Genomic DNA, 22,225 nt, shown 5'->3' on the forward strand with positions numbered 1-22,225 from the left:
CAAACGCCTCGACGCCATGACGCCGAGAGAGGCTCTCGACGAGCTACTCTCGGCGTCACTGACAGGCGGTGTTGCACCGACCACTTGAATCCACCGCGAACGTTCCGCAGGGATCTGTCGCTTTCGCGATGGCGGACGGGAGGCACGTGGCAACGCAGCCACGGGCCTCCCGTCCGCCCCGCGGCCGGCCGTGAGACTCGGCGTGAGCGACCGATCTCACGGTTGGCGCTACAGATTCGGTCGCCCAGCCCGAGACTCGGTGCCGCCAGTTCCGCCAAAGCGACAGATTCCCGCGAACGTTCCGCAGGGATCTGTCGCTTTCGCGATGGCGGACGGGAGGCCCGTGGCGGTCTCGCCACGGGCCTCCCGTCCGTCCCTGGTCGCGACCAGGGCCGCACCCGCCTTCGCGCGCTACCAGCTGACGGGGAGCGGCTTGCCCTCTTCGTAGCCGGCGGCGGACTGGATGCCGACCAGGGCGCGCTCGGAGAACTCGGCCAGCGACGCGGCGCCCGCGTAGGTGGCGGAGCTCCGGACGCCCGTGGTGATCATGTCGAGCAGGTCCTCGACGCTCGGACGCTCCGGGTCGAGGTAGATCGTCGACGACGAGATCCCCTCGGCGAAGAGCTCCTTGCGGGCCCGCTCGTACGGGTCGAGCCGCTCGAAGCGCTCGCGGACGGCCTTCGCCGACGCCATCCCCCAGCTCTCCTTGTAGGCCTTGCCGGCGGCGTCGCGACGGAGCACGCCCGGCGCTTCGAGGGTTCCGGCGAACCACGAGCCGATCATCACGGCCGAGGCGCCAGCCGCCAGGGCGAGGGCGACGTCGCGGGGGTACCGGACCCCGCCGTCGGCCCAGACGTGCGCGCCGAGGGACCGTGCGGCGGCGGCGGTCTCGAGGACGGCGGAGAACTGCGGCCGACCGACGGCGGTCATCATGCGCGTGGTGCACATGGCGCCGGGTCCGACGCCGACCTTGATGATGTCCGCGCCCGCGTCGACGAGGTGGGCCACGGCGTCGGCGGTGACGACGTTGCCGGCGACGAGCGGGATGCCGAGCCGGAGCCCCGCGACGGTGCGGAGCGCGCGGAGCATGCTCTCCTGGTGTCCGTGCGCCGTGTCGAGCACGAGCACGTCGACCCCGGCGGCGGCGAGGGCCTGCGCCTTGGCGGCGACGTCGCCGTTGATGCCGATCGCGGCCGCGACGCGCAGGCGACCCGAGACGTCGACGGCCGGCGTGTAGATGTCGGAGCGGATGGCGCTGGTCCGGCTCGTGGTGCCGACGACCTTGCCGTGCCGCACGACGGGTGCGAAGTCGACCTCGGCGCCGCTCAACACGTCGTAGACGTGGCGGGGCGTGCCGGCGTCCTCGGCGTCGATCGCGGTCGAGGCGCCGTGCAGCAGGTCGCCGAGCGTCGCGTCGGGGCCTGCGTCGCCCAGTCGGCTGGCGGGGACGCACCCGAGGTACTCCCCGGCGGTGTCGCGGACCACCACGCCCCGACCGGCGACGGGCAGCAGCTGCTCGAGCGCCTCGGCGACGGTGGTGGACGAGCCCATGTCGTAGGCGGTGTCGTAGTCGACCGGCTGGTCCTTCACCCAGCGGATCGCGGCGTCGAGGTCCTGCAGGTGCATGTCCTGCGGCAGGACGCCGAGGCCCCCGCGCCGGGCCAGGGTCGCGGCGAGGCGCGGACCCGTGACCGAGTTCATGTTGGCGCTCACGATCGGGATCGTCGCACCGCTGCCGTCGTTCGACGCGAGGTCGACGTCGAAGCGGCTCGTCACGCCGGAACGGCTCGGGACGAGGAAGACGTCGGAGTAGGTCAGGTCGTGTGTCGGCCGCGTCTCGTAGAACCTCATGGGCCCCACTGTACGGCTCCGCCCGGAGGCCGGACCGGGCCCCGACTCGCGCCACGGCTGACACCGAACGGACATGTGCGAGCGGCTAGGCTTGGCACCTGTGCGGGGCAGGGTTGCGCCGCACGACACACACGAGCATCTATCGACGGAGAGTGGGCGATCGGCTGTGTCGAGCCATCTGACCGGAACGGACGAGACCGCGGGCGAATTCGGGGCGAACGAGTGGCTCGTCGACGAGCTCTACGAGCAGTTCGTCGCGGACAAGGAGTCGGTCGACAAGTCCTGGTGGCCGGTCCTCGAGAGCTACCACCGCACGCAGGTCGGCGGCGCTCCGGCAGCTGACCAGCAGTCCTCGACGCCCGCGCAGTCGACCACGCAGCAGCCCGCGACCGGTGACGCGCCGGCCCCGCAGCAGCAGGCGGCAGCGCAGGGTGGTCCGATCCAGGCGAAGACCACGTCGCGCCAGCCGACCCCGCCGCCGATCCCGGCCGAGGCCAACGACGCCGCCGACGACCACGAGGAGACCCACGAGGACGTGGCGACCCCGCTCCGGGGCATGGCGAAGACCCTGGCGTCGAACATGGACGCCTCGCTGACGGTCCCGACGGCCACGAGTGTCCGGACGATCCCGGCGAAGCTGATGATCGACAACCGGATCGTCATCAACAACCACCTGCGCCGTGCCCGCGGCGGCAAGATCTCCTTCACCCACCTCATCGGGTGGGCGATGGTGCAGGCACTCAAGGACTTCCCGAGCCAGAACGTGTTCTACGAGGAGCGCGACGGCAAGCCGTTCGTCGTCGCCCCGGCGCACGTGGGCCTCGGCATCGCGATCGACGTCCCGAAGAAGGACGGCACCCGGTCGCTCCTCGTGCCGAGCATCAAGCGTGCGGAGACCCTGACCTTCGGCCAGTTCCTGTCGGCCTACGAAGACCTCGTCAAGCGGGCCCGCGACAACAAGCTGACGCCGGCCGACTTCCAGGGCACCACGATCTCGCTCACGAACCCGGGCGGCATCGGCACCGTGCACTCGGTCCCCCGCCTGACCAAGGGGCAGGGCTCGATCATCGGCGCCGGAGCCCTCGAGTACCCGGCGCAGTTCCAGGGCTCGGCGTCGAAGACCCTGGTCGAGCTCGGCATCGGCAAGACCATCACCCTCACGAGCACCTACGACCACCGGGTGATCCAGGGCGCCGGTTCGGGCGAGTACCTCAAGCAGGTGCACGAACGCCTCATCGGCGAGCACGGCTTCTACGACGGCATCTTCGCGGCGCTCCGGATCCCGTACAAGCCGATCCAGTGGGCGAACGACATCAACGTCGACCTGGCGCACCGGGTCAACAAGACCGCCCGCGTGCAGGAGCTCATCAACAGTTACCGCGTCCGCGGGCACCTGATGGCCGACATCGACCCGCTCGAGTACCGCCAGCGCACGCACCCCGACCTCGAGATCGAGAGCCACGGGCTGACGTTCTGGGACCTCGATCGCGAGTTCGTCACGGGCGGGCTGGCCGGCACGACCAGTGCTCCGCTGCGCGACGTCCTCGGGATCCTGCGCGACGCCTACTGCCGCACCGTCGGCATCGAGTACATGCACATCCAGGACCCGGAGCAGCGCCGCTGGGTGCAGGAACGCATCGAGGTCCCGTACTCGAAGCCGTCGAAGGACGAGCAGCTGCGCGTCCTCGGCAAGCTCAACGAGGCCGAGGCGTTCGAGACCTTCCTGCAGACCAAGTACGTCGGGCAGAAGCGCTTCTCGCTCGAGGGCGGCGAGTCCACCATCGCCTTCCTCGACACGCTCATCCAGCACGCTGCCGCTGTCGGCCTTGCCGAGGTCGCGATCGGCATGGCCCACCGCGGTCGCTTGAACGTCCTGACGAACATCGCCGGCAAGACCTACGGCCAGATCTTCCGTGAGTTCGAGGGCTCGTCCCTGCCGGGCTCGGTGTCCGGTCAGGGCTCCGGCGACGTGAAGTACCACGTCGGCACCGAGGGGCTGTTCCGCACCTCGGACGGCTCGAGCATCCCCGTGACGATCGCGGCGAACCCGTCCCACCTCGAGGCCGTCGACGGCGTGCTCGAGGGCATCGTCCGCGCCAAGCAGGACAAGCAGGGCCCCGGTTCGACGAACGTCCTGCCGGTGCTCGTGCACGGCGACGCGGCGATGGCCGGTCAGGGCGTGGTCGTCGAGACGCTGCAGATGTCCCAGCTCCGCGGCTACCGCACGGGCGGCACCGTGCACCTGGTCATCAACAACCAGGTCGGGTTCACCACCCCGCCCGAGTCGGCGCGCAGCTCGGTGTACTCCACCGACGTCGCGAAGACGATCCAGGCGCCGATCTTCCACGTGAACGGCGACGACCCCGAAGCCGTCGCACGCGTCGCCGACCTGGCGTTCGCGTACCGCGAGGCGTTCCACCGTGACGTCGTCATCGACCTCATCTGCTACCGCCGCCGCGGGCACAACGAGGGCGACGACCCCTCGATGACCCAGCCCCTCATGTACAACCTGATCGAGGCGAAGCGGTCCGTCCGCACGCTGTACACCGAGGCCCTCGTCGGCCGCGGGGACATCACGCAGGAAGAGTACGACGAGGCGCACCGCGACTTCCAGGACCGTCTGGAGCGTGCCTTCGCCGAGACGCACGAGGCGCAGACCGGCACCATCCCGGTGATCCAGGTCGACGACGACGGTGCCGTGCAGGGGCTCGAACGCCCGGCGGCGCAGCAGGACGACTCCGAGGTCGAGGTCCGCGAGACGGCAGTGTCGGAAGAGCTCGTCCGCTCCATCGGTGACGCGCACAGCAACCCGCCGGCCGGCTTCTCGATCCACCCGAAGCTGCAGCAGCTGCTGTCGAAGCGCACCGACATGACGCGCAACGGCGGTGTGGACTGGGCGATGGCCGAGCTCATGGCCATCGGTTCGCTGCTGGTGGAGGGCAAGCCCGTCCGGTTCGCCGGCCAGGACGCCCGCCGCGGCACCTTCGTCCAGCGCCAGGCGGTGTTCCACGACCGGTCGAACGGCCAGGAGTGGCTGCCGCTGTCGAACCTCACCGAGGACCAGGCCCGGTTCACCATCTACGACTCGCTGCTCAGCGAGTACGCGGCGATGGCGTTCGAGTACGGCTACTCGGTCGAGCGTCCCGAGGCCCTCGTGCTCTGGGAGGCGCAGTTCGGTGACTTCGCGAACGGCGCCCAGACCGTCATCGACGAGTTCATCTCGTCGGCCGAGCAGAAGTGGGGGCAGCGCTCCGGCCTCGTCCTGCTGCTGCCGCACGGCTACGAGGGCCAGGGACCGGACCACTCGTCCGCCCGCATCGAGCGCTACCTGCAGCTGTGCGCCGAGGACAACATGGTCGTCGCCCGCCCGTCCACTCCGGCGTCGTACTTCCACCTGCTGCGTCGTCAGGCGTGGGAGCGTCCGCAGAAGCCGCTGATCGTGTTCTCCCCGAAGGCCATGCTCCGCCTGCGCCAGGCGACGAGCGCGGTCGAGGCCTTCACGAACGGCACCTTCGAGGAAGTCATCGACGACGACCGCGTGGCCGACAAGGCGGCGGTGCGTCGCGTGGTCCTGCACTCCGGCAAGGTGCACCACGACCTGCGCGCCGAGGCGGACAAGCGCGGGGTCACCGACGTCGCCCTCGTCCGGCTCGAGCAGCTCGCACCGCTCCCCCTCGAGCGGATCCTCGAGGTGCTGGCCGGCTACCCGGACGCCGACGTCGTGTGGGCGCAGGAGGAGCCGGAGAACCAGGGCGCCTGGCCGTTCGTCTGCATGAACCTGTCGCCGCACCTCGACGGTCGACCGCTGTCCGTCGCCGCCCGTGCCGCGAGCGCCGCGCCGGCCACCGGGTCGTCGAAGCGTTCCGCACAGGAAGCCACCGAGGTCATCACCAAGGCGCTCGGCTAGACCCCACGCCGGGGTGCGCTACGCGATCTTCGTGTAGCGCACACCCGCGTCGTGGTACCCGCGCTTCTGGTAGAACCGGTGCGCGCTGTCCGTCGCGGCCGCGCTGACGGCGCTCAGGCGACGCGCGCCCTGCTCGACGGCCCACGCTTCGAAGGTGCCGATGAGCGCCGAACCGGTGCCGAGCCTCCTGGCCGTGTCATCGACCACCAGCAGCAGGAGCTGCGCCGTCGGCTCGTCGCTCGCGTACGCCCAGGTGACCTGCGCGCCGGCGACGGCGACCGCGCGACCGTCGTCGCCGCGCACCACCCAGGTGCGGTGTCCGGCCTCGGGCGTGAGCCGTTCGAGGCGTGCGCGCATCGCGGCGTCGTCGACCTCGTGGCCGAGCAGGCGGACGAGGGCAGCGACGTCGGAGACGTCCGTGTCGGACCAGGTGGTGATCGACTCGACGAGGAGGGTCATGTCCGTGACACTACCGACCCGACCCGCCGTGTGACGACGGAGCCGAGGACCTCAGTGGGTCGACTGCTCCAGCCGGATGCGCGCGAGGATCTCGCCACGCAGTTCTTCCGGAGCGGTCTCCTTGCACGCGCGGCGCACGGTCTCGATCAGGACGACGCCGACGCGGTGTTCGGTCGTGCAGTCCTCGCAGTCGTCCATGTGCTCACGGATGTCCGCCGCGTCCTCGCGGCAGAGCTCCCCGTGCAGGAACTCCTCGAGCTCGGCCTTCGCCTTGGAGCAGTCGCAGCCGCTCATCGTGCTTCCTTCCCATCGACGCGACCCTCGGTCGCGGCAGTCTTCCGGCCTCGTCCGCGCATCGTCGCCGTCGACGCTGCGTCCGGGACGATGCCTGTCTCACGGGCGTGGTCCGCCAGGAGCCCCCGGAGGAGCCGGCGACCACGGTGCAGACGGCTCATGACCGTCCCCACGGGGGTCTTCATGATGTCGGCGATCTCCTGGTACGAGAAGCCCTCGACATCAGCGAAGTACACGGCCATCCGGAAGTCCTCGGGGATGGCCTGCAGGGCGTCCTTGACGGCGGACGACGGCAGGTGGTCGATCGCGTCGGCCTCGGCGGACCGTGCGGAGATCGACTGGGTGACGCTCTCCGCGCCGCCGAGCTGCCAGTCTTCGAGCTCGTCGATGGTGCCCTGGTACGGGTTCCGCTGGTTCTTGCGGTACGTGTTGATGAACGTGTTCGTCAGGATCCGGTACAGCCAGGCCTTCAGGTTGGTGCCCTGCTTGAACTGGCGGAACGCGGCGAACGCCTTGACGAAGGTCTCCTGCACGAGGTCCGACGCATCGGCCGGGTTGCGGGTCATCCGCATCGCCGCACCGTAGAGCTGGTCCATGAAGGGCAGTGCCTGGGTCTCGAAGAGGGCCCGGAGTTCGTCGGCCGACACGGTCTTGGCGTCGACGAAGGACTCGTCGTCCGCTTCTTCCGCCTCGACCGCGTCGAGCTGCTCCTCGGTCTCCTCGACCAGGTCGTGCGGTGCTGCCTGCGGCTCGTCGGTCGTCATCGCGGGCCAGTCTAGAGCGAGCGACGTGGACACGCCGGGCAGGCGCGTCCGCGAGGGTGCGAGTGCTGTCGCCAAGGGTCCTCCCGATCGTTTCAGTAGTCTTGTGAACCGATGGCAGACACGACGCATTCCCAGAGCGGTGCACAGGCCGCCGCGGACCCGGCCCCCTGGATCGCCCCGCTCGCGCGCGGTCCCCTGCGTGGCGACGTCGCGCTGCCCGGCTCGAAGTCGCTGACGAACCGCGAGCTCGTGCTCGCCGCCCTTGCCGACGGCCCCTCCGTCATCCGCCTGCCGCTGCACTCGCGCGACTCGGCGCTCATGATCGCGGCGCTCCGGCAGCTCGGCGTCGGGATCGACGAGGTCGAGCCGGCACCGGGCGCGCAGCCGAACCCCTACGGCCCGGACCTCCGGATCACCCCGGCACCGATGCACGGCGACGTCCGCGTCGACTGCGGCCTCGCCGGCACCGTGATGCGGTTCCTGCCGCCGCTGGCCTCCCTGGCGGTCGGCCCGGTCGTCGTCGACGGCGACCCCTACGCCCGCAAGCGTCCGATGCACGCGATCATCGGGGCGCTCGTCGACCTGGGCGTCGACGTCACCGACGACGGCGACGGCTCGATGCCGTTCGCGTTCACCGGCACCGGTTCGGTGCGCGGTGGCGCCCTGTCGATCGACGCATCGGCGTCGTCGCAGTTCGTGTCGGGCCTGCTGCTCTCCGCGCCCCGCTTCGACGAGGGCCTGCACCTCACCCACGTCGGGGAGCGCCTGCCGAGCCTGCCGCACATCGAGATGACCGTCGCCGCGCTCCGTGCCCGCGGCGTGACCGTCGACGAACCCGCGGTCGGTGAGTGGGTCGTCCACCCCGGTCCGATCGGCGCGCGCGACGTCACGATCGAGCCCGACCTGTCGAACGCCGCGCCGTTCGCGGTCGCCGCGCTCGTCGCGGGTGGCACCGTCCGCATCCGCACCTGGCCGCGCGAGACCACGCAGGTCGGCGCCGACCTCGAGACGCTCCTGCCCCTGTGGGGCGCGACCGTGGCCCGTGACGGCGACGACCTGGTCGTCGACGGCGGCGTCGGGATCCGGGGCGGGGCCTCCTTGCCGGGTCTCGACCTGGACCTCAGCCGCGGCGGCGAGCTCGCACCGGCGCTCGTCGCGCTGGCCGCGCTGGCCGGTGGGCCGACCGAGATCACCGGGATCGGCCACCTGCGTGGGCACGAGACGGATCGTCTCGCCGCGCTCGCGGCGGACGTGAACCGGTCGGGAGGCGCGGTGCACGAACTCGACGACGGCCTGCGCATCGAGCCTGCCGCGCTCCACGGCGGCGGCTGGGCCGCGTACGACGACCACCGGATGGCGACGGCCGGCGCCGTCGTGGGCCTCGTCGTCGACGGCGTCGCCGTCGACGACATCGGGTGCACGGCCAAGACGCTGCCGCAGTTCCCCGAGCTGTGGGCGGCGTTGGTCTCGACCGGGGACGCGGGGGCCTGACGCATGAGCTGGTGGGACGACGTCGACGGTGACGACTCCGACGCGGACGAACCGTACGGACAGTACGACGAGTCGAGCGTGCGGGTGCGTCCGAACCCGAAGGGCAACCGGCCCCGCACGAAGACCCGGCCGACGTACGACGACGCGCCCGTGGGGTGGGTCACGAACGTCGACCGTGGGCGCTTCGGCGTGCTGGTGGGGACGGGCTCCGGCTCCGATTCCGGATCCGAGCACGTCATCACGGCGACGAAGGCCCGCGAGCTCGGCAAGAAGTCGGTCGTCACCGGCGACCACGTGTCACTCGTCGGCGACGTCTCGGGTGACCCCGGGTCACTGGCGCGCATCGTGAAGGTCGCCGAGCGCACCACGCTGCTCCGCCGCAGTGCCGACGACTCCGACGAGGTCGAGCGCGTCATCGTGGCGAACGCCGACCAGATGCTCATCGTCGTGGCGGCCGCCGACCCCGAGCCCCGCACCCGGCTCATCGACCGGTACCTGGTCGCCGCGTTCGACGCCGGGCTCGACCCGATCCTCTGCATCACGAAGACGGACCTCGCCGACCCGGCACCGTTCCTGGCGCACTTCGCGTGCCTGGACCTCCGGATCGTGACGAGCCGGTCCGACGACGTCCCGTTCGAGGCCCTGCACGACCTGCTCGACGACAAGGTCACCGTGACCGTGGGGCACTCCGGTGTCGGCAAGTCGACGCTCGTGAACGCCCTGACCGGGTCGACCCGGGCGATCGGCGTCGTGAACTCGGTGACCGGGCGCGGGCGGCACACCTCGTCGTCGTCGATCGCGCTGCGGGTCCGTGACGGCGGGTGGATCATCGACACCCCCGGCGTGCGGTCGTTCGGCCTCGGGCACGTCGATCCCGCGAACGTGTTCCGCGCGTTCGCCTCGCACGCGATCCCGGTGCGCCCCGCTCGGGACGGCATCCCCCTGGCGCAGGCCCACGACTGGGAGATCGTCGACCGGGTGCAGGACGGCGAGCTCGGCGTCACCGGCGTCGAACGGCTCGACTCGTTCCGCGCGCTCCTGACGGGCATGGGCGCCTCCGACCCCGGCCTGGAGTAGCCCGCGGCGCGCTCCCGCGCCCGCGCCCCGTCGCGCCCGCGCCCATCGGCGTGCGCCGATGGGTCACGAACTGTCGCCTGACGGAGCAGCATTCAACGGTTCGTGGCCGCTCGACCTCCGACGCACGGCATGTCGTGACCACTCCGGCGCCCCGACCCGCCCCATCGAGGTTCCGAAATCTGCACATCTCGGCGGTGGTTCGGGCCGTTCGTGGAACCTCGGCGAACCGCGTGCGGCATGTTGTGGAACCTCGGCGGAGAGCGCTCGGGCGTGGCGCCTCGTCCCACCGCGCCCGGCCCGACCGCACCCCCACCCAGCACGCGTCGACAAGTGTGCAGCGGTGTTGTACAGTGAACCCTCGTGTCTGAAGTTGCAAAGTACAACTTTGCGCCGACCCCCGCCGTCGACGCCCCGTCCTCGAGCACGACAACGACGTCGCACGCGCACCACTCCCCCACCCACAAGTCCTCCCGAGCACCGCGACCGCAGCGCACCGACAGCGTCCTGCGCCCGGCCGGCCTCGGACGGGTGCTCCTGACCTTCGCCACGCACATCCTCGTGCCGCTGTTCCTCGCCGCCGGCATGGGCCTGGCGTACCTCGGTGCCTTCCACGCCCCCGCGCCGAAGGAGCTGCCGGTCGGCATCGTCGGGCAGTCCGCCGCCACCCAGGTGTTCGCCCAGACCGTCACCGACGAGTCCGACGGGGCCCTCGTCGCCCACGTCGTCGCCTCGACCAAGGACGCCGAGCGGCAGATCCGCGACCGCGACCTGGCCGCCGTGTACGCCCCGACCACCACGGGCGCGACGCTCTACGTCTCGACCGCGGCATCGGAGACGACCGCGAGCGCCGCACAGAAGGTCTTCCTGCCGATCGCGTACGAGCAGCACGTGCCGTTCCGGGTCGTCGACGTCGTCCCCACGGGCGAACAGGACAGCACCGGCCAGGGGCTGTTCTTCCTGCTCGTCGCCCTGAGCGTCGGCGGCTACGCATCGGCCATCGCCGTGGCGTCCGTCGCGACGAAGCTCCGCGCGGTGTGGACCGCGGTGGTCGGCCTCGCCACCGCCGGGGTCGTCGCCGGCATCGGGATCATCGTCGCCGGGCCGATCTACGGCGTCATCACCACGCACCACTGGCAGGTGTTCCTGTTCGCCTGGCTGTACGACGCGATCATCGTCGCGATCGGCGTCGGCCTGCACCCGGTCCTCGGGCGGTGGACGACCCCCGTGCTCACCATGCTGTTCGTGATGCTCAACTTCACGTCGTCGGGCGGCATCTTCCAGGCGTCGTTCGTGCCCGGGTTCTTCTCCGCGCTCCACTCCTTCTGGAGCGGCGCCGCGTGGCTGCAGGCGGCACAGGACCTGCAGTACTTCCCGGACGCCTCGCTCGGCCGGTCGTCCCTGGTGCTCGCGCTCTGGCTCGCCGCGGCCGTCCTGCTCTGCGTGGTCGTGCACGGTCTCGTCGCCCGCCGCACCCGCATCGCTCGCGAGCGTGAGGTCACCCGCCTCGAAGAGGAAGAGGTCGTCGCCGCGTAGCCCCGCTACGCTCGACCCGTGGACCTCAGCGCCGACCTGGACTTCGCCCGCTCGCTCGCCGACATCGCCGACACGATCAGCCTCGAGCGGTTCCGCGCCGCCGACCTGCACGTGTCGAAGAAGGCCGACAGCACGCACGTGACCGACGCCGACCAGGCCGTCGAACACGCCCTGCGCGAGCGGATCGCGACCGAACGCCCCGACGACGCGTTCCTCGGCGAGGAGACCACGGCGGACACCGGTGCCGAGGCGACCAGCGAGGGGCACCGTCAGTGGGTCATCGACCCGATCGACGGCACCGCGAACTACCTGCGCGGCGTGCCGGTGTGGGCGACGCTCATTGCCCTGGCGGTCGACGGCCGCCCCGTGCTCGGCGTCGTGAGCGCCCCCGCGCTCGGCAAGCGCTGGTGGGCGGCCGAGGGCCTCGGCGCGCACTCGTTCGACGGCGACCTCCGCGTCTCCGGCGTCGCGGACCTGTCCGACGCGAGCCTGAGCTACAACAGCATCCAGCAGTGGGACGACGACGACCGGCTCGAGTCCCTCGTCGACCTGTCCCGCAAGGTCTGGCGGACGCGCGCCTACGGCGACATGTGGTCGTACATGCTGGTCGCCGAGGGGGTCATCGACATCGCGGGCGAACCCGACCTGAAGCCGTGGGACATCGCGGCCCTCGTGCCCATCGTGGAGGAAGCCGGCGGGCGCTTCAGTTCGCTCGACGGCGACCCCGGGGCCTGGCACGGCAGTGCACTCGCGACGAACGGCCTGGTGCACGACGCCGTCGTCGAGGTCATCCGCCGCTAGCACGACCCCGAACGACACGCTCGACGTCGGATGACGTCGCGGGTGTCGTTCCGAGTCGATCAGGCGGCCGCAGCCGCCGCCTCACGCCGAGCCGCACGCCGCCGCACCATAAGGTCCCCGACCGCCAGCACGAGCGCGAGGGCCATCAGCGAGACCGTGAACGTCGTGCCGCTCCGGAACGCGTCGTGGTACGCATCGAGCCGACTCCCGCCGGAGTCGCCGGCAGCAGCACCCCGCACGATCCCGTAAAAGATGCTCGTCGCCACCGCGGTCCCGATCGCGGTCCCGACGCGCTGCCCGAGCTGCTGCATCGACCCGGCGACCCCGGACTGCTCCACGGGGATCTCGGCCAGGGTGAGCGTCTGGTTCGGCGACACCACGAACCCGCCGCCGAGCCCGCCGACCAGGAACGCCCCGGCCATCGCCCACGGCGTGACCTCCGGCGGGGTCAGCACCGCGGCGAGCATGAGGAGCACGAAGCCGACGACGACCATGAACAGCCCGAAGACCACCAGGGCCCGTCCGACCCGGTCGACGATCCGTCCGCCGATGTAGGACCCCACGGCGCTCGTGGCCGCGAACGGGATGCTCACCATGCCGGCGAACAGCGGTGACAGCCCGAGCCCCTCCTGCAGGAACAGCGTCACCATCAGGAAGGACGCCGGGATCGCCGCGAAGTAGACGGCCACGATCGACAGCCCGTTGCGGTACGACGACAGCCGGAACAGCTCGAAGTGCACCACCGGTGACTTGCCCTGCTGCTTGTACCGGACCTCCCAGAGCACGAACAGGCCGAGGAACACGACGAAGGCGATCAGCCAGAGCCACCGGGCACCGGAGTCGCCGGCACCCGTGGTGAGCACGAACGGCAGCATCAGCGTGATGATGGCGGCGCCGAGCAGCAGGATGCCGACGATGTCCAGCTCGCGGTCCTTCGCCTGTCCCTGCGCCCCCTTGGGCAGCAGCCGCATCGCGAAGAACAGCGCGACGAGTCCGAGCGGCACGTTCATCCAGAACAGCAGCCGCCACCCGTTCTCCTCGCCGCCGATCGCGATGAGGCCACCGCCGATCGTCGGGCCGAGCGCCGTCGAGATGCCGATCATGGCGCCGAACAGCCCGAAGGCCCGTCCGCGCTCCGGGCCCCGGAACAACTGCTGCACGAGTCCGATCACCTGCGGCATCTGGGTGCCGGCGGCGAAGCCCTGCAGGATCCGTGTGACCATGAGCACCTCGATGCTCGGCGCCACGGCGCAGAGCAGGCTCGACACGGTGAACGCGACGAGTCCGATGATGAACAGGGCACGGCGGCTCTTCAGGTCGCCGAGCCGACCGGCGGGCACGAGGGCGAGACCGAACGCCAGCGCGTACCCCGCCACGATGAGCTGCAGGGATGAACTGGTGGCGTCGAGGGACTTCTCGATCGACGGCAGCCCGACGTTGACCTTCGACAGGTCGAGGATCGTCAGGGCGGCCACCGCGACGCACACGGCGAAGGCCCTCCAACGCGTGCGGTCGTCGAGGCGGGCGTCGGTCGGGTCAGCGCTGGACATCACCATCGTTCGTACACCGACCGGCCTCCGGGCGGGCGAGACCCACCCCCGGGTGGGTGACACCCCCTCGTCGTGGCCCCCCGGACTGGGGGCACCGTTGCCGGATACGCGGTGCGCGGGGCGGCTCAGATGGTCAGGACCTGAGTTATCGTGCTCGTACGGAAGGTCACGCAAGCACCTGGATTCCCTAGATCCGAGTGCACGTGCACGGCCTCCCGTGTTCGTCCGAAGACCCTAACCCGAGGGGTGATACAGACGATGACATCATCGTTCCCGAGCGGAACCGAGTGCACCCTCACTCGTCGACCGCATCCAATCCACGACAGCTCCGGCGCGCGCGCAGTCGCCGCCATCCGTCCGCACTCCGACACGGCCACCCACCGTGCAGCAGTCCGGTCCGCCTCACGGCGCCCCGTCGCAGCGCTCGCAGCGTTCGCCGACGACCTCTCCGCAGGATCCGCTTCCGGGCCCGGAGGCCGGTGAGTCATGGCACTCACCGGTCGACGCCTCGAGGTCGACCGGATCGCGACCCTCGCTGTACTCCCTCGGGAGTCCGCGATGGTCGTGGTCGGCGACCCTGGTTCCGGACGCAGCAGCGTCCTCGACGCGGTCTCGAACCGCGTTTCCCTCCCCGTCGTGCGGGTCGGTGTCAACGGGAGTGAATCCCGTTGGCCGCTGGCCGGCGTGACCTCCTTGTTCACCGCGCTCGACGACCCTCGTGCGACGGCCCACATCGCCCATCTCCTGCAGACGGGTGAGACGGCGGTCCCCGTGACCGCCGGACTGGCGGCGGCGCACGACTTCCTCGACGCCGTGCACGCCCTCACCCTGCCGCCGACGCTCGTGCTGATCGACGACCTCGACCGCATGGACGTCGAGAGCCAGGAGCTCATCGCGTTCCTCGCCGGCCGACTCGCAGGCACCGCCCTGCGCGTCGTGGCGACGGTCCGTTCGGTGCCGTCGGACGGTCCGCTCGCGGCCCTGCCGGCGCTCCGCATCGAGCCGTTGCCGTCCGACGAGGCACTCATCCTCGCCCGGACCATGGCACCGGAAGAAGCGAACGACGGCGTCCTCGCCGTCCTCGCCGCGGAGACCGGTGGCAACCCCGGCGCGCTCCGCGAACAACTCGCGGTGCTCAGCCGCGAGCAGCTCACCGGCGCGGAGCCGATCGTGCTCCCGCTCCGACCCACTCCGACGACCGAGGCCCTCGCAGCCCTCGCACTCGGGTCCGCCGCGGGACGAGATCTGGACGTCCTCGCGAAACTCGCCCTGGTGCCGGTCGCGAAGACCACGGCCTGGGACCGCGACGAGTTGGACGACCTGGTCGGAGCAGGCCTCGCCACCGTGCGGGGCCAGAGCGTGACGGTCCGCGACCCCCTGGTCCGGTCCGCGCTGTACTGGCGGATGCCCGCCCGTGACCGCCGCGCGGCGCACGCCGCGCTGGCCACGGCGAGCGCCGAGTCCGACCCGCGGGCAGCCGCGTGGCACCGGAGCTTCGTCGACGACGTCCCCGACGTGGTCGCGTTGCTCAGCGCCGCACGGTCCTACGTGGTGGACGGCAACGTGCACGCCGCGATCGCCCTCACCGAGCGTGCCCTGCACGTCGGTGGTGGCACCGAGGACGAGCTCGTCGCGCTGCTCGGGGTCGCTGAGCCCCTGCTCGGCAACCGGCTGCTCGGCTTCGCCGCGCGCTACCTCGCCGCGCTCCGTCCGTTCCGGACGACGGCGCACGAGGTCCGCCGGCTGCGCCTGCAGTACTCGGCGCAGTACCTCAGTGGCGACGCCGTGCACGCGGACGAACTCCTCGTGTCGGTGGACGCGACCGAGCCGGCCGACGTGGACGCGGTCGCCGGGCTGATGGCCATGGTGGCGTGCTTCCGTGCCGAGGCGTGGGAGCTCGACCAGGCGAAGGACCTGCTGCACCGCGTCGAGCCCCTCGAGGCGTCGGCGTCTCCGCACACGTTGGAGATCACGACGACCGCGCGGGAGCTCATCGCCGCGATCGACGGCACCCTGCCGTCGGACACCGACCTGCACGACGGGCTCGCGACGTCGGTGCTGCTGGCGATGTCCGACCCGGCCCTGCTGCTCCTCGCCCACGCGCTGAGCATCGCCGAGCGGTACCGGAGCGCGCGTCGGGTGTTCGCACTCGTCCTCGCCCGTGGCCCGCAGACGGCGCCGGTGTGGACCGAGGCAGCCCGCTACCTGACCGCCGAGAACGAGGTGCGCTCCGGGAACTTCCGGCAGGCGCTCCGCGCGATCGACGTGTGGGAGGCCGGTTCCTCGGTGGTCGAACGGCTCCGTGAGCCGTCGCGGGCCATCGCGATCGCCTGGCGGCACTTCGCCGAGGGGCGCTCCGCCGATGCCCTGGCGGTCGTGGACCGGTGCCTCGAGCACCGTTCGACGAGCCGCCTGTGGGGTGCGACGGCGAAGCTGCACGCGCTCCGCGGTCGGGTCCTGCTGCTCGACGGCCGACTGGAGGAGGCAGCCGCCGCACTCGAAGCGGCGGACGCCATCGGCCGGTCCCTGCGGAACCCCGCGGTGCTCCGGCACCTCGGCGACCTGGTCGAGGCGTACGCACGCCTCGGACGGATCGACGACGCCCGCACCATCACCGCGCGGCTCGCTGCGGACCACCACGCCCGACCGGGTCGCTGGGGTGCGCTCGTGCTGGCGAGGAGCCTCGCGCTCGTCGCTGACGACACCACCCGGGACACCGCCCGTCGCCGCGCGTTGGAGCTGTTCCAGCCGCACGACTCGCAGTTCGAGCGGGCACGGACGTTCGCGGCCCTCGCGACGGTCGGCAACCCCGCCGAGCGTCCGCGTCTCGGTGCGGCAGCAGCGGCGGCGTACGAGGCGGCCGGCATGCGCCGTCCCCTCGTCACCCCCGCACCGGCAGCGGCCATGCCGCAGTTCGGCACGGGGCCGTCGCTCCGGTCCGCACCGGTGCTGTCCGCGTCGATGCCGGGGACGCCCCGGAGCGCTCCGGACGCCTCTGCGGTGCTCACCTCGCTCACGGCCGAGGAGCGCGCCGTGGTGCAGAAGGTGACGGAGGGCTACCGCAACCGCGAGATCGCGTCGTCGCTGTTCATGTCGCAGCGCACGGTGGAGCTGCGGCTCACGCAGATCTACCGCAAGGTGGGCGCGCGGTCGCGCTCCCACCTGGTCGCGCTGCTCACGTAGTCGACGCGAGCACAAGGCGGACGGGAGGCCCGGTACCAGCTGGTACCGGGCCTCCCGTCCGCCTTTTCGCTGTCCAGGACGCGGCGTGCGTCGCGCGCGCACGTTGCGGGAGTCCGCACGCGACCGCACCGCGGCGTCCCCCGCACGCGGGGAACCGCAAGAGCAGCCGACGACTGTTGCCGTGGCGGCGTCGCCGGGTGAGGCTTCTCATGCACCGACCGCCGTGCCCCTCCCGAGGGGCCAGACCGCGGTACCCCGTCCGGTACCCGAACCTCGTGGCCCACCCACTCCGTCGTCCGTCCTCGCCTGATCCGAGGACGGGCGCCGGTCAGGACCGCGAGGGCCCGGACGCGCGGCAGACCCGACGGCGGTCGGTGCCGAACCCCGCTCCACTCCCCCACCCCGTTCCCCCGAAGGGACAGCCGATGTGCGGCATCATCGCGGCCCGCGTGTCTGACGACGCGACGCCCTACCTGCTCGACGGACTCGAACGACTCGAGTACCGCGGCTACGACTCCGCCGGCATCGCCGTCCGGACCGCCGCCGGACGCACCGAGACGATCCGCTCGGTCTCCCGCGTCGGGGACCTGCGCACGCTCGTCGCCGCCCGGTCCGGCGACGCCCTGACCGGCGTCGGCATCGGCCACACCCGCTGGGCCACGCACGGTGCCGTGCGCGAGGCGAACGCCCACCCGCACGCCGACTGCTCGCGCCGGATCAGCATCGTGCACAACGGCATCATCGAGAACGCCGACCGCCTGCGCGACATGCTCACGGCGCAGGGCCATCGGTTCCGCTCAGAGGTCGACTCCGAGGTCATCGCGCACCTCGTCGAGCGCGCCCTGGCCGTCGACCCGGACCTGATGCTCGCCGTGCAGATCGCGACCGCGCAGCTCGAGGGGTCGTGGGCGATCGTCGTCCTCGACGCCCGCGACGGCCGGATGGTCGTTGCCGCGGACCGTTCCCCGCTCGTCGTCGCCCGGTCCGCCCGCGGTGACTTCGTGGCGAGCGACATCGGCGCGATCGCCGAGTGGTGCGAGACCTTCGTCGCGCTCCGCGACGGTGACGTCGTCGAGCTCGGCGAGGCCTGGACCTGGTCGTCGAACGGGATCACCGTCCCCGTGCCGTTCCCCACCCCGTCGCCGTTCGCCGCCACCGCGCTGGACCTCGGCGACCACCCCGACCACATGGCGAAGGAGATCGGCGAGCAGGCCGACGTCGTCAGCACGATCCTGGACCGCATCGCCCGCCGCACCGCGGACGGCAGCATGTGGGTCGGCCTCGGGCTGCCCGCCTTCCAGCGCCTGGCGATCGTCGCCTGCGGCACCTCGCTCAACGCCGGCCAGGTGATCGCCACCGCGCTGCGCGGCATCGGCGGCGTCCCCACCGACATCGTCGTCGCCAGCGAGGCCGACCAGGCCGTCCTCGGCCCCGACACCCTGGTCGTCGCGATCAGCCAGTCCGGCGAGACCGCCGACGTCCTCCGCGCGCTCGACCGCTTCGAGGACCGCCACCCGGTGCTCGCGCTCACGAACAACATGCACTCCTCGCTCGCCCGTCGCGCCGACGCCGTGCTCGACTGCCACGCCGGTCCGGAGATCGGCGTCGCCGCGACGAAGACGTTCACCGCGCAGGTCGTCGTCGGAGTCGCCGCGGTGATCTCCGCGCTCGTGGCGTCCGGCCGCATCGAGGTCGCACGTGCCCACGCGCTCGTCGACGAACTGCTCGACCTGCCGGCACGCATCGAGCACGCCACGCAGGTGTCCGCCGACCGGATGCCGCTCCTGGTGTCGAGCGTGAAGGAGGCCACCGGCTTCCTGTTCCTCGGCCGCGGTGCCGGCCTGCCGTACGCCGCCGAGGGCGCGCTCAAGCTCAAGGAGCTCAGCTACCGCTGGGCCGAGGCGTACCCCGCGGGCGAGCTGAAGCACGGTCCGCTCGCACTCGTCGACGAAGGTACCCCCGTCGTCGTGATCGACCACGGCGAGCCGAAGATCCAGTCGGCGATCGCCGAGGTCCGGGCCCGCGGCGGGTTCGTCATCACCATCGGCGGCGAAGGCTCCGACATCCCGGCGCTCGGCAGCCGCGGCACCGGCGGACTCGCCTGGGGCGCCATGGCGGCGCCGTGGGGTCCGCTCGAGGCCGTCGTGCCGCTGCAGATGCTCGCCCGCGAACTCGCGCTGCAGCTCGGCTGCGACGTCGACAAGCCGCGCAACCTGGCGAAGTCGGTGACGGTCGAGTGATGCGCGGTCGGATGAACCACCTGACGACGTTCCTGGTCGTGCTCACGGCGTTCGCGATCGCCATGACGACGGTGCTCGTCGTCGTGGTGGCGGGGCCGACCGTCCTGGGCTGAGCCGGGCGCGCGGGCGGGCGCCGACTCGGATCGACGTTCTCGATGTCGTACGACGTCGAGGGTGTCGTTCCACATCGTCCTCGACGCCGGGTCTCGGGCAGTTCGCGGGACACGGCTGCGATGCTGGTCCCTTGACCACCGCAGCCCCGCCCCTCGTGTTCGTCGCGCTCGTCGTCGGCGCGCTCCTGCCGTTCCTGCCGCTCGTCGGACGCGTCGCACGGATCGCCGCGACCATCGCGCACGAGGTCGGGCACTGCATCGTCGTCGTCCCGTTCGGCGGCCGCATCCAGCGCATCGACCTGCACCCGGACGGCTCCGGCGAGGCCTGGGTCCAGCTCGGTCGGGTCCCCGGCGGCATCCGCTGGCTCGTCCGGATCCTCAACCTCTACGCCGGGTACAGCGCGCCGCTCTGGGCCGGGGTGCTCCTGGTGACCGGGGTGCTGCACGGCTCGCGGTGGCTGCCCGTCGCCGTGCTCGGGGTCATCGGGCTCGTGGCGCTGGTGTTCGTGCGGAACTGGTTCGGGCTGCTCGTCGTCCTCGGGTTCGACGTCCTGGCGCTGTGGGTGGCACTGCGTCCGTCCGAGACCACGGTGCTCGTGGTCGCCGCCGTCGGGGCGTTCTTCGTCGTCGACGGACTGCGGTCCGTCGTGCAGGTCGCACGGTGGCTGCTCACCGGCGCCCGCGTGCAGACGGACTTCCACATCGCCGCAGCCGAGACGCGGGTGCCGGCCGGGGTCTGGTTCGTGCTGTTCGTGCTGGTGAACGGCCTGGCGGTGTGGCTCGCACGGGTCCCGTTGCTCGAGGTCTGGGACACCGTGGTGGCGGGCGTGCGCGCGCTCTTCTGACAGGGTGCCGTGGTCGACCCGGAACGACGCCCTCGATGTCGTACGACGTCGACCTCGTCGTTCCGCGTCGTCGCCACCACCGCGTCGTCGCCACCACCGCGTCCCCCTCACCACACCTGGGAGGATGGTGCGGTGCTGCTCGACACCGTCACCACCGCCCTCGCCACCGCTGACGATCGGCACCGCGATGGGTTCGCCGCGTTCGTCGCCGCCCGACGGGACGCCTCCCTGTGGCGTGACGGCGGCCCGGAGCACCTCACCGCGTCGTGCTTCGTGTTCTCGCCCGACCTGGTCCGGGTGCTGCTCTGCCTGCACCGCAAGGGCGGCTTCTGGGTGCAGTTCGGCGGGCACCTCGAGCCGTCGGATGCCTCGTTGGCCGACGCCGCTCGTCGCGAGGCGCGCGAGGAGTCCGGCATCACCGACCTCGAGCTCGTCGACGACCGCATCGCGGACCTGGACCGGCACGAGCTCGGCGCCGGGTTCGCCTGCGCGGCGCACTGGGACGTCGGCTTCGTCGCCCTCGCCGACCCGTCGGCGGTGACGGCCGTCAGCGACGAGAGTGACGACGTCCGCTGGTTCGCGCTCGACGACCTGCCGGCCGAGATCCCGCCGGGGCTGCCGGGCCGGCTGTCGGCGGCCGTCGCATCGGTCAGTTACCGCGGCTGACGCCTCGCGCATCCTGCTCGCACCACGTCCGCGACGATCCACACGGTGATCGACTGGTGCAATGTCGCAGAACGGGTGCGCAGCCCCGCGCCTACTCCCAGGGGCGCTGCGCGAGCTCGGCGGGGTCGAACACCCGGCCGCCGGCGACGACGAGCGACCGCGGCACCCGTCGCACCAGGGCGTCCATCGGGTTCTCGGCGTCGAGCAGCACCACGTCGGCACGCGCCCCCGCCACGAGGTCGTGCGCCTCGTCGGTGACGAACCGGGCACCGTCGCGCGTGGCGAGCTCCACCACGCGGGTCAGGTCCTCGTCCCGCACCACACCGCCGGCCCGCGCGTACTGCCACGCGATGCCGAGCAGGTCGCCGTCGCCGTAGGGGCTCCACAGGTCACGGATGCCGTCGGTGCCGAAGCCGAACCGCACGCCGGCCTCGTCGAACTCGTGCAGGGGAAGCTGTCGCATCCGCACCGGGGCGACGGTGGTCATCGTGACGCCGAGCGACGCCATCCGGGCGAGCAGGTCGCGGCGACGCACGGGATCGACGTCGACGATCGCGAACCCGTGGGCGATGTTGACCCTGCCCGGTGCGATGCCGAGCCGCTCCACCCGGTCGAGCACCAGGTCGAACGCGAACGCACCGAGCTCGGCGGGCTCGTGCAGGTGGATGTCGATGCCGCACCCGGTGTCGGCGGCGATGGCGAACAGGCCGTCGAGCTGCCCGACCGGGTCGCGGTCGATGAGCGACGGGTCGAGCCCGCCGATGTGGTCCGCTCCGGCCGTCGCCGCCTGCCGCAGCAGGTCGAGCACACCGGGCCGCCGCAGCACGCCGTCCTGCGGGAAGGCGACGATCGACACCTCGACCGCACCGTCGAGCGCGTCGGCCGCCGCATGCACGGCCTCGATCCCCCGCAGCCCGACGCCGAGGTCGACGTCGACGTGTGTGCGGACCCGGGTGGTGCCGGTGCGCAGCCCCTCGCGCAGCACCCGCGTGGCGACGGGTTCGCTCGGGATCCCGAGGGCGTCACGCCGAGCCCGTTCGTGCGCGATGCGCCCCTGCGTGCCGGGCTCGCCGCCGTACGACTCCCACTCGTGCCCCCACCAGCTCTTGTCGACGTGGGCGTGCGTGTTGACGAGCCCCGGCAGCGCGAGCTGGCCGCGCCCGTCGACGACCCGAGCACCAGCACCGGCACCGGCACCGGCACCGGCACCGGCACCGCCACTGGCACTGGCACTGGCACTGGCACCGCCCGCGACGCCGTCGCCCGCTCCGGTCGCGGTGACCGAGACGATGCGGCCGTCCGCCACCCGGATGTCCGACCGTGCACCACCCCACGGACGGACATCGCGGATGATCAGGGTCGCTTCGTCGGTCGCCATGCTCCCATCGTGGCAGCCGCCAGGGCCCCGCCGCGACCCCACCGCACCCCGGTTCCGCGTAACGGAACGCCGC

General features: G+C 71.8%; 16 protein-coding genes. 10 read left to right on the top strand and 6 right to left on the bottom strand.

Going from position 1 to position 22,225, the window contains the following annotated elements; all coding sequences use genetic code 11:
- Positions 1 to 411 precede the first annotated feature (411 nt).
- The gene (locus EDF53_RS17590) at positions 412 to 1,851 is read right to left on the bottom strand and encodes a GuaB1 family IMP dehydrogenase-related protein (protein ID WP_123294767.1); all 1,440 of its coding nucleotides are present in this window, start codon (positions 1,849 to 1,851) and stop codon (positions 412 to 414) included.
- A gap of 166 nt (positions 1,852 to 2,017) precedes the next feature.
- On the opposite strand from EDF53_RS17590, the gene EDF53_RS17595 reads away from it, so the two are divergent.
- Complete coding sequence (locus EDF53_RS17595) at positions 2,018 to 5,758, top strand: multifunctional oxoglutarate decarboxylase/oxoglutarate dehydrogenase thiamine pyrophosphate-binding subunit/dihydrolipoyllysine-residue succinyltransferase subunit (RefSeq protein ID WP_185021099.1); 3,741 nt, start codon at positions 2,018 to 2,020, stop codon at positions 5,756 to 5,758.
- A gap of 18 nt (positions 5,759 to 5,776) precedes the next feature.
- On the opposite strand, the gene EDF53_RS17600 is transcribed toward EDF53_RS17595, so the two are convergent.
- Genes EDF53_RS17600 through EDF53_RS17610 form a run of 3 tightly spaced genes read right to left on the bottom strand, consistent with a single transcriptional unit; the run spans position 5,777 to position 7,275 of the window.
- Positions 5,777 to 6,217 carry a GNAT family N-acetyltransferase gene (locus EDF53_RS17600; protein WP_123294768.1) on the bottom strand — a complete coding sequence of 147 codons (441 nt, stop codon included), beginning with the start codon at positions 6,215 to 6,217 and terminating at the stop codon, positions 5,777 to 5,779.
- Positions 6,218 to 6,268: 51 nt separating this feature from the next.
- Positions 6,269 to 6,511 carry a zf-HC2 domain-containing protein gene (locus tag EDF53_RS17605; protein WP_111086426.1) on the bottom strand — a complete coding sequence of 81 codons (243 nt, stop codon included), beginning with the start codon at positions 6,509 to 6,511 and terminating at the stop codon, positions 6,269 to 6,271.
- The gene (locus EDF53_RS17610) at positions 6,508 to 7,275 is read right to left on the bottom strand and encodes a sigma-70 family RNA polymerase sigma factor (RefSeq protein WP_123294769.1); all 768 of its coding nucleotides are present in this window, start codon (positions 7,273 to 7,275) and stop codon (positions 6,508 to 6,510) included. Before EDF53_RS17610 ends, EDF53_RS17605 begins: the two co-directional genes overlap by 4 nt.
- A 111-nt stretch (positions 7,276 to 7,386) precedes the next feature.
- Here EDF53_RS17610 and aroA point away from each other — a divergent pair, with 111 nt between their 5' ends.
- From aroA to hisN, 4 genes are all read left to right on the top strand, one after another.
- Positions 7,387 to 8,766, top strand: a complete 1,380-nt coding sequence (gene aroA / locus EDF53_RS17615; RefSeq protein WP_123294770.1) for a 3-phosphoshikimate 1-carboxyvinyltransferase — start codon at positions 7,387 to 7,389, stop codon at positions 8,764 to 8,766.
- 3 nt (positions 8,767 to 8,769) lie between these two features.
- Positions 8,770 to 9,843 (top strand): ribosome small subunit-dependent GTPase A, encoded by a 1,074-nt coding sequence (rsgA, locus tag EDF53_RS17620; RefSeq protein WP_123294771.1) that lies wholly within the window; start codon positions 8,770 to 8,772, stop codon positions 9,841 to 9,843.
- A gap of 360 nt (positions 9,844 to 10,203) precedes the next feature.
- The gene (locus tag EDF53_RS17625) at positions 10,204 to 11,376 is read left to right on the top strand and encodes a hypothetical protein (protein ID WP_131879779.1); all 1,173 of its coding nucleotides are present in this window, start codon (positions 10,204 to 10,206) and stop codon (positions 11,374 to 11,376) included.
- 18 nt (positions 11,377 to 11,394) lie between these two features.
- A complete protein-coding gene (gene hisN, locus EDF53_RS17630) occupies positions 11,395 to 12,177 on the top strand; it encodes a histidinol-phosphatase (protein ID WP_123294773.1) in 783 nt (260 codons plus the stop codon).
- A 59-nt stretch (positions 12,178 to 12,236) separates the two neighbouring features.
- On the opposite strand, the gene EDF53_RS17635 is transcribed toward hisN, so the two are convergent.
- Positions 12,237 to 13,727, bottom strand: coding sequence for an MFS transporter (locus EDF53_RS17635; RefSeq protein ID WP_123294774.1), 1,491 nt, complete (start codon positions 13,725 to 13,727; stop codon positions 12,237 to 12,239).
- 486 nt (positions 13,728 to 14,213) lie between these two features.
- Here EDF53_RS17635 and EDF53_RS17640 point away from each other — a divergent pair, with 486 nt between their 5' ends.
- The 5 genes from EDF53_RS17640 to EDF53_RS17655 all read left to right on the top strand — a co-directional run bounded on the left by EDF53_RS17640 (position 14,214) and on the right by EDF53_RS17655 (position 20,774).
- The gene (locus EDF53_RS17640; RefSeq protein WP_123294775.1) at positions 14,214 to 16,910 is read left to right on the top strand and encodes a LuxR family transcriptional regulator; all 2,697 of its coding nucleotides are present in this window, start codon (positions 14,214 to 14,216) and stop codon (positions 16,908 to 16,910) included.
- A 425-nt stretch (positions 16,911 to 17,335) separates the two neighbouring features.
- Entirely contained in the window at positions 17,336 to 19,150 is a 1,815-nt protein-coding gene (gene glmS / locus EDF53_RS17645; protein WP_123294776.1) for a glutamine--fructose-6-phosphate transaminase (isomerizing), read from the top strand.
- Positions 19,150 to 19,263, top strand: coding sequence for a Rax2 family protein (locus tag EDF53_RS19750; protein ID WP_240347339.1), 114 nt, complete (start codon positions 19,150 to 19,152; stop codon positions 19,261 to 19,263). The genes glmS and EDF53_RS19750 overlap by 1 nt, the downstream gene beginning before the upstream one ends.
- Before the next feature lie 131 nt (positions 19,264 to 19,394).
- Positions 19,395 to 20,108 carry a M50 family metallopeptidase gene (locus EDF53_RS17650; RefSeq protein WP_185021100.1) on the top strand — a complete coding sequence of 238 codons (714 nt, stop codon included), beginning with the start codon at positions 19,395 to 19,397 and terminating at the stop codon, positions 20,106 to 20,108.
- Between the two features lie 132 nt (positions 20,109 to 20,240).
- A complete protein-coding gene (locus EDF53_RS17655; protein ID WP_123294778.1) occupies positions 20,241 to 20,774 on the top strand; it encodes an NUDIX hydrolase in 534 nt (177 codons plus the stop codon).
- 91 nt (positions 20,775 to 20,865) lie between these two features.
- Here EDF53_RS17655 and EDF53_RS17660 read toward each other — a convergent pair whose 3' ends face one another.
- The gene (locus EDF53_RS17660; protein ID WP_123294779.1) at positions 20,866 to 22,152 is read right to left on the bottom strand and encodes an amidohydrolase family protein; all 1,287 of its coding nucleotides are present in this window, start codon (positions 22,150 to 22,152) and stop codon (positions 20,866 to 20,868) included.
- Between the last annotated feature and the right edge of the window lie 73 nt (positions 22,153 to 22,225).

Source organism: Curtobacterium sp. PhB78, assembly GCF_003751685.1.
Lineage (GTDB): Bacteria > Actinomycetota > Actinomycetes > Actinomycetales > Microbacteriaceae > Curtobacterium.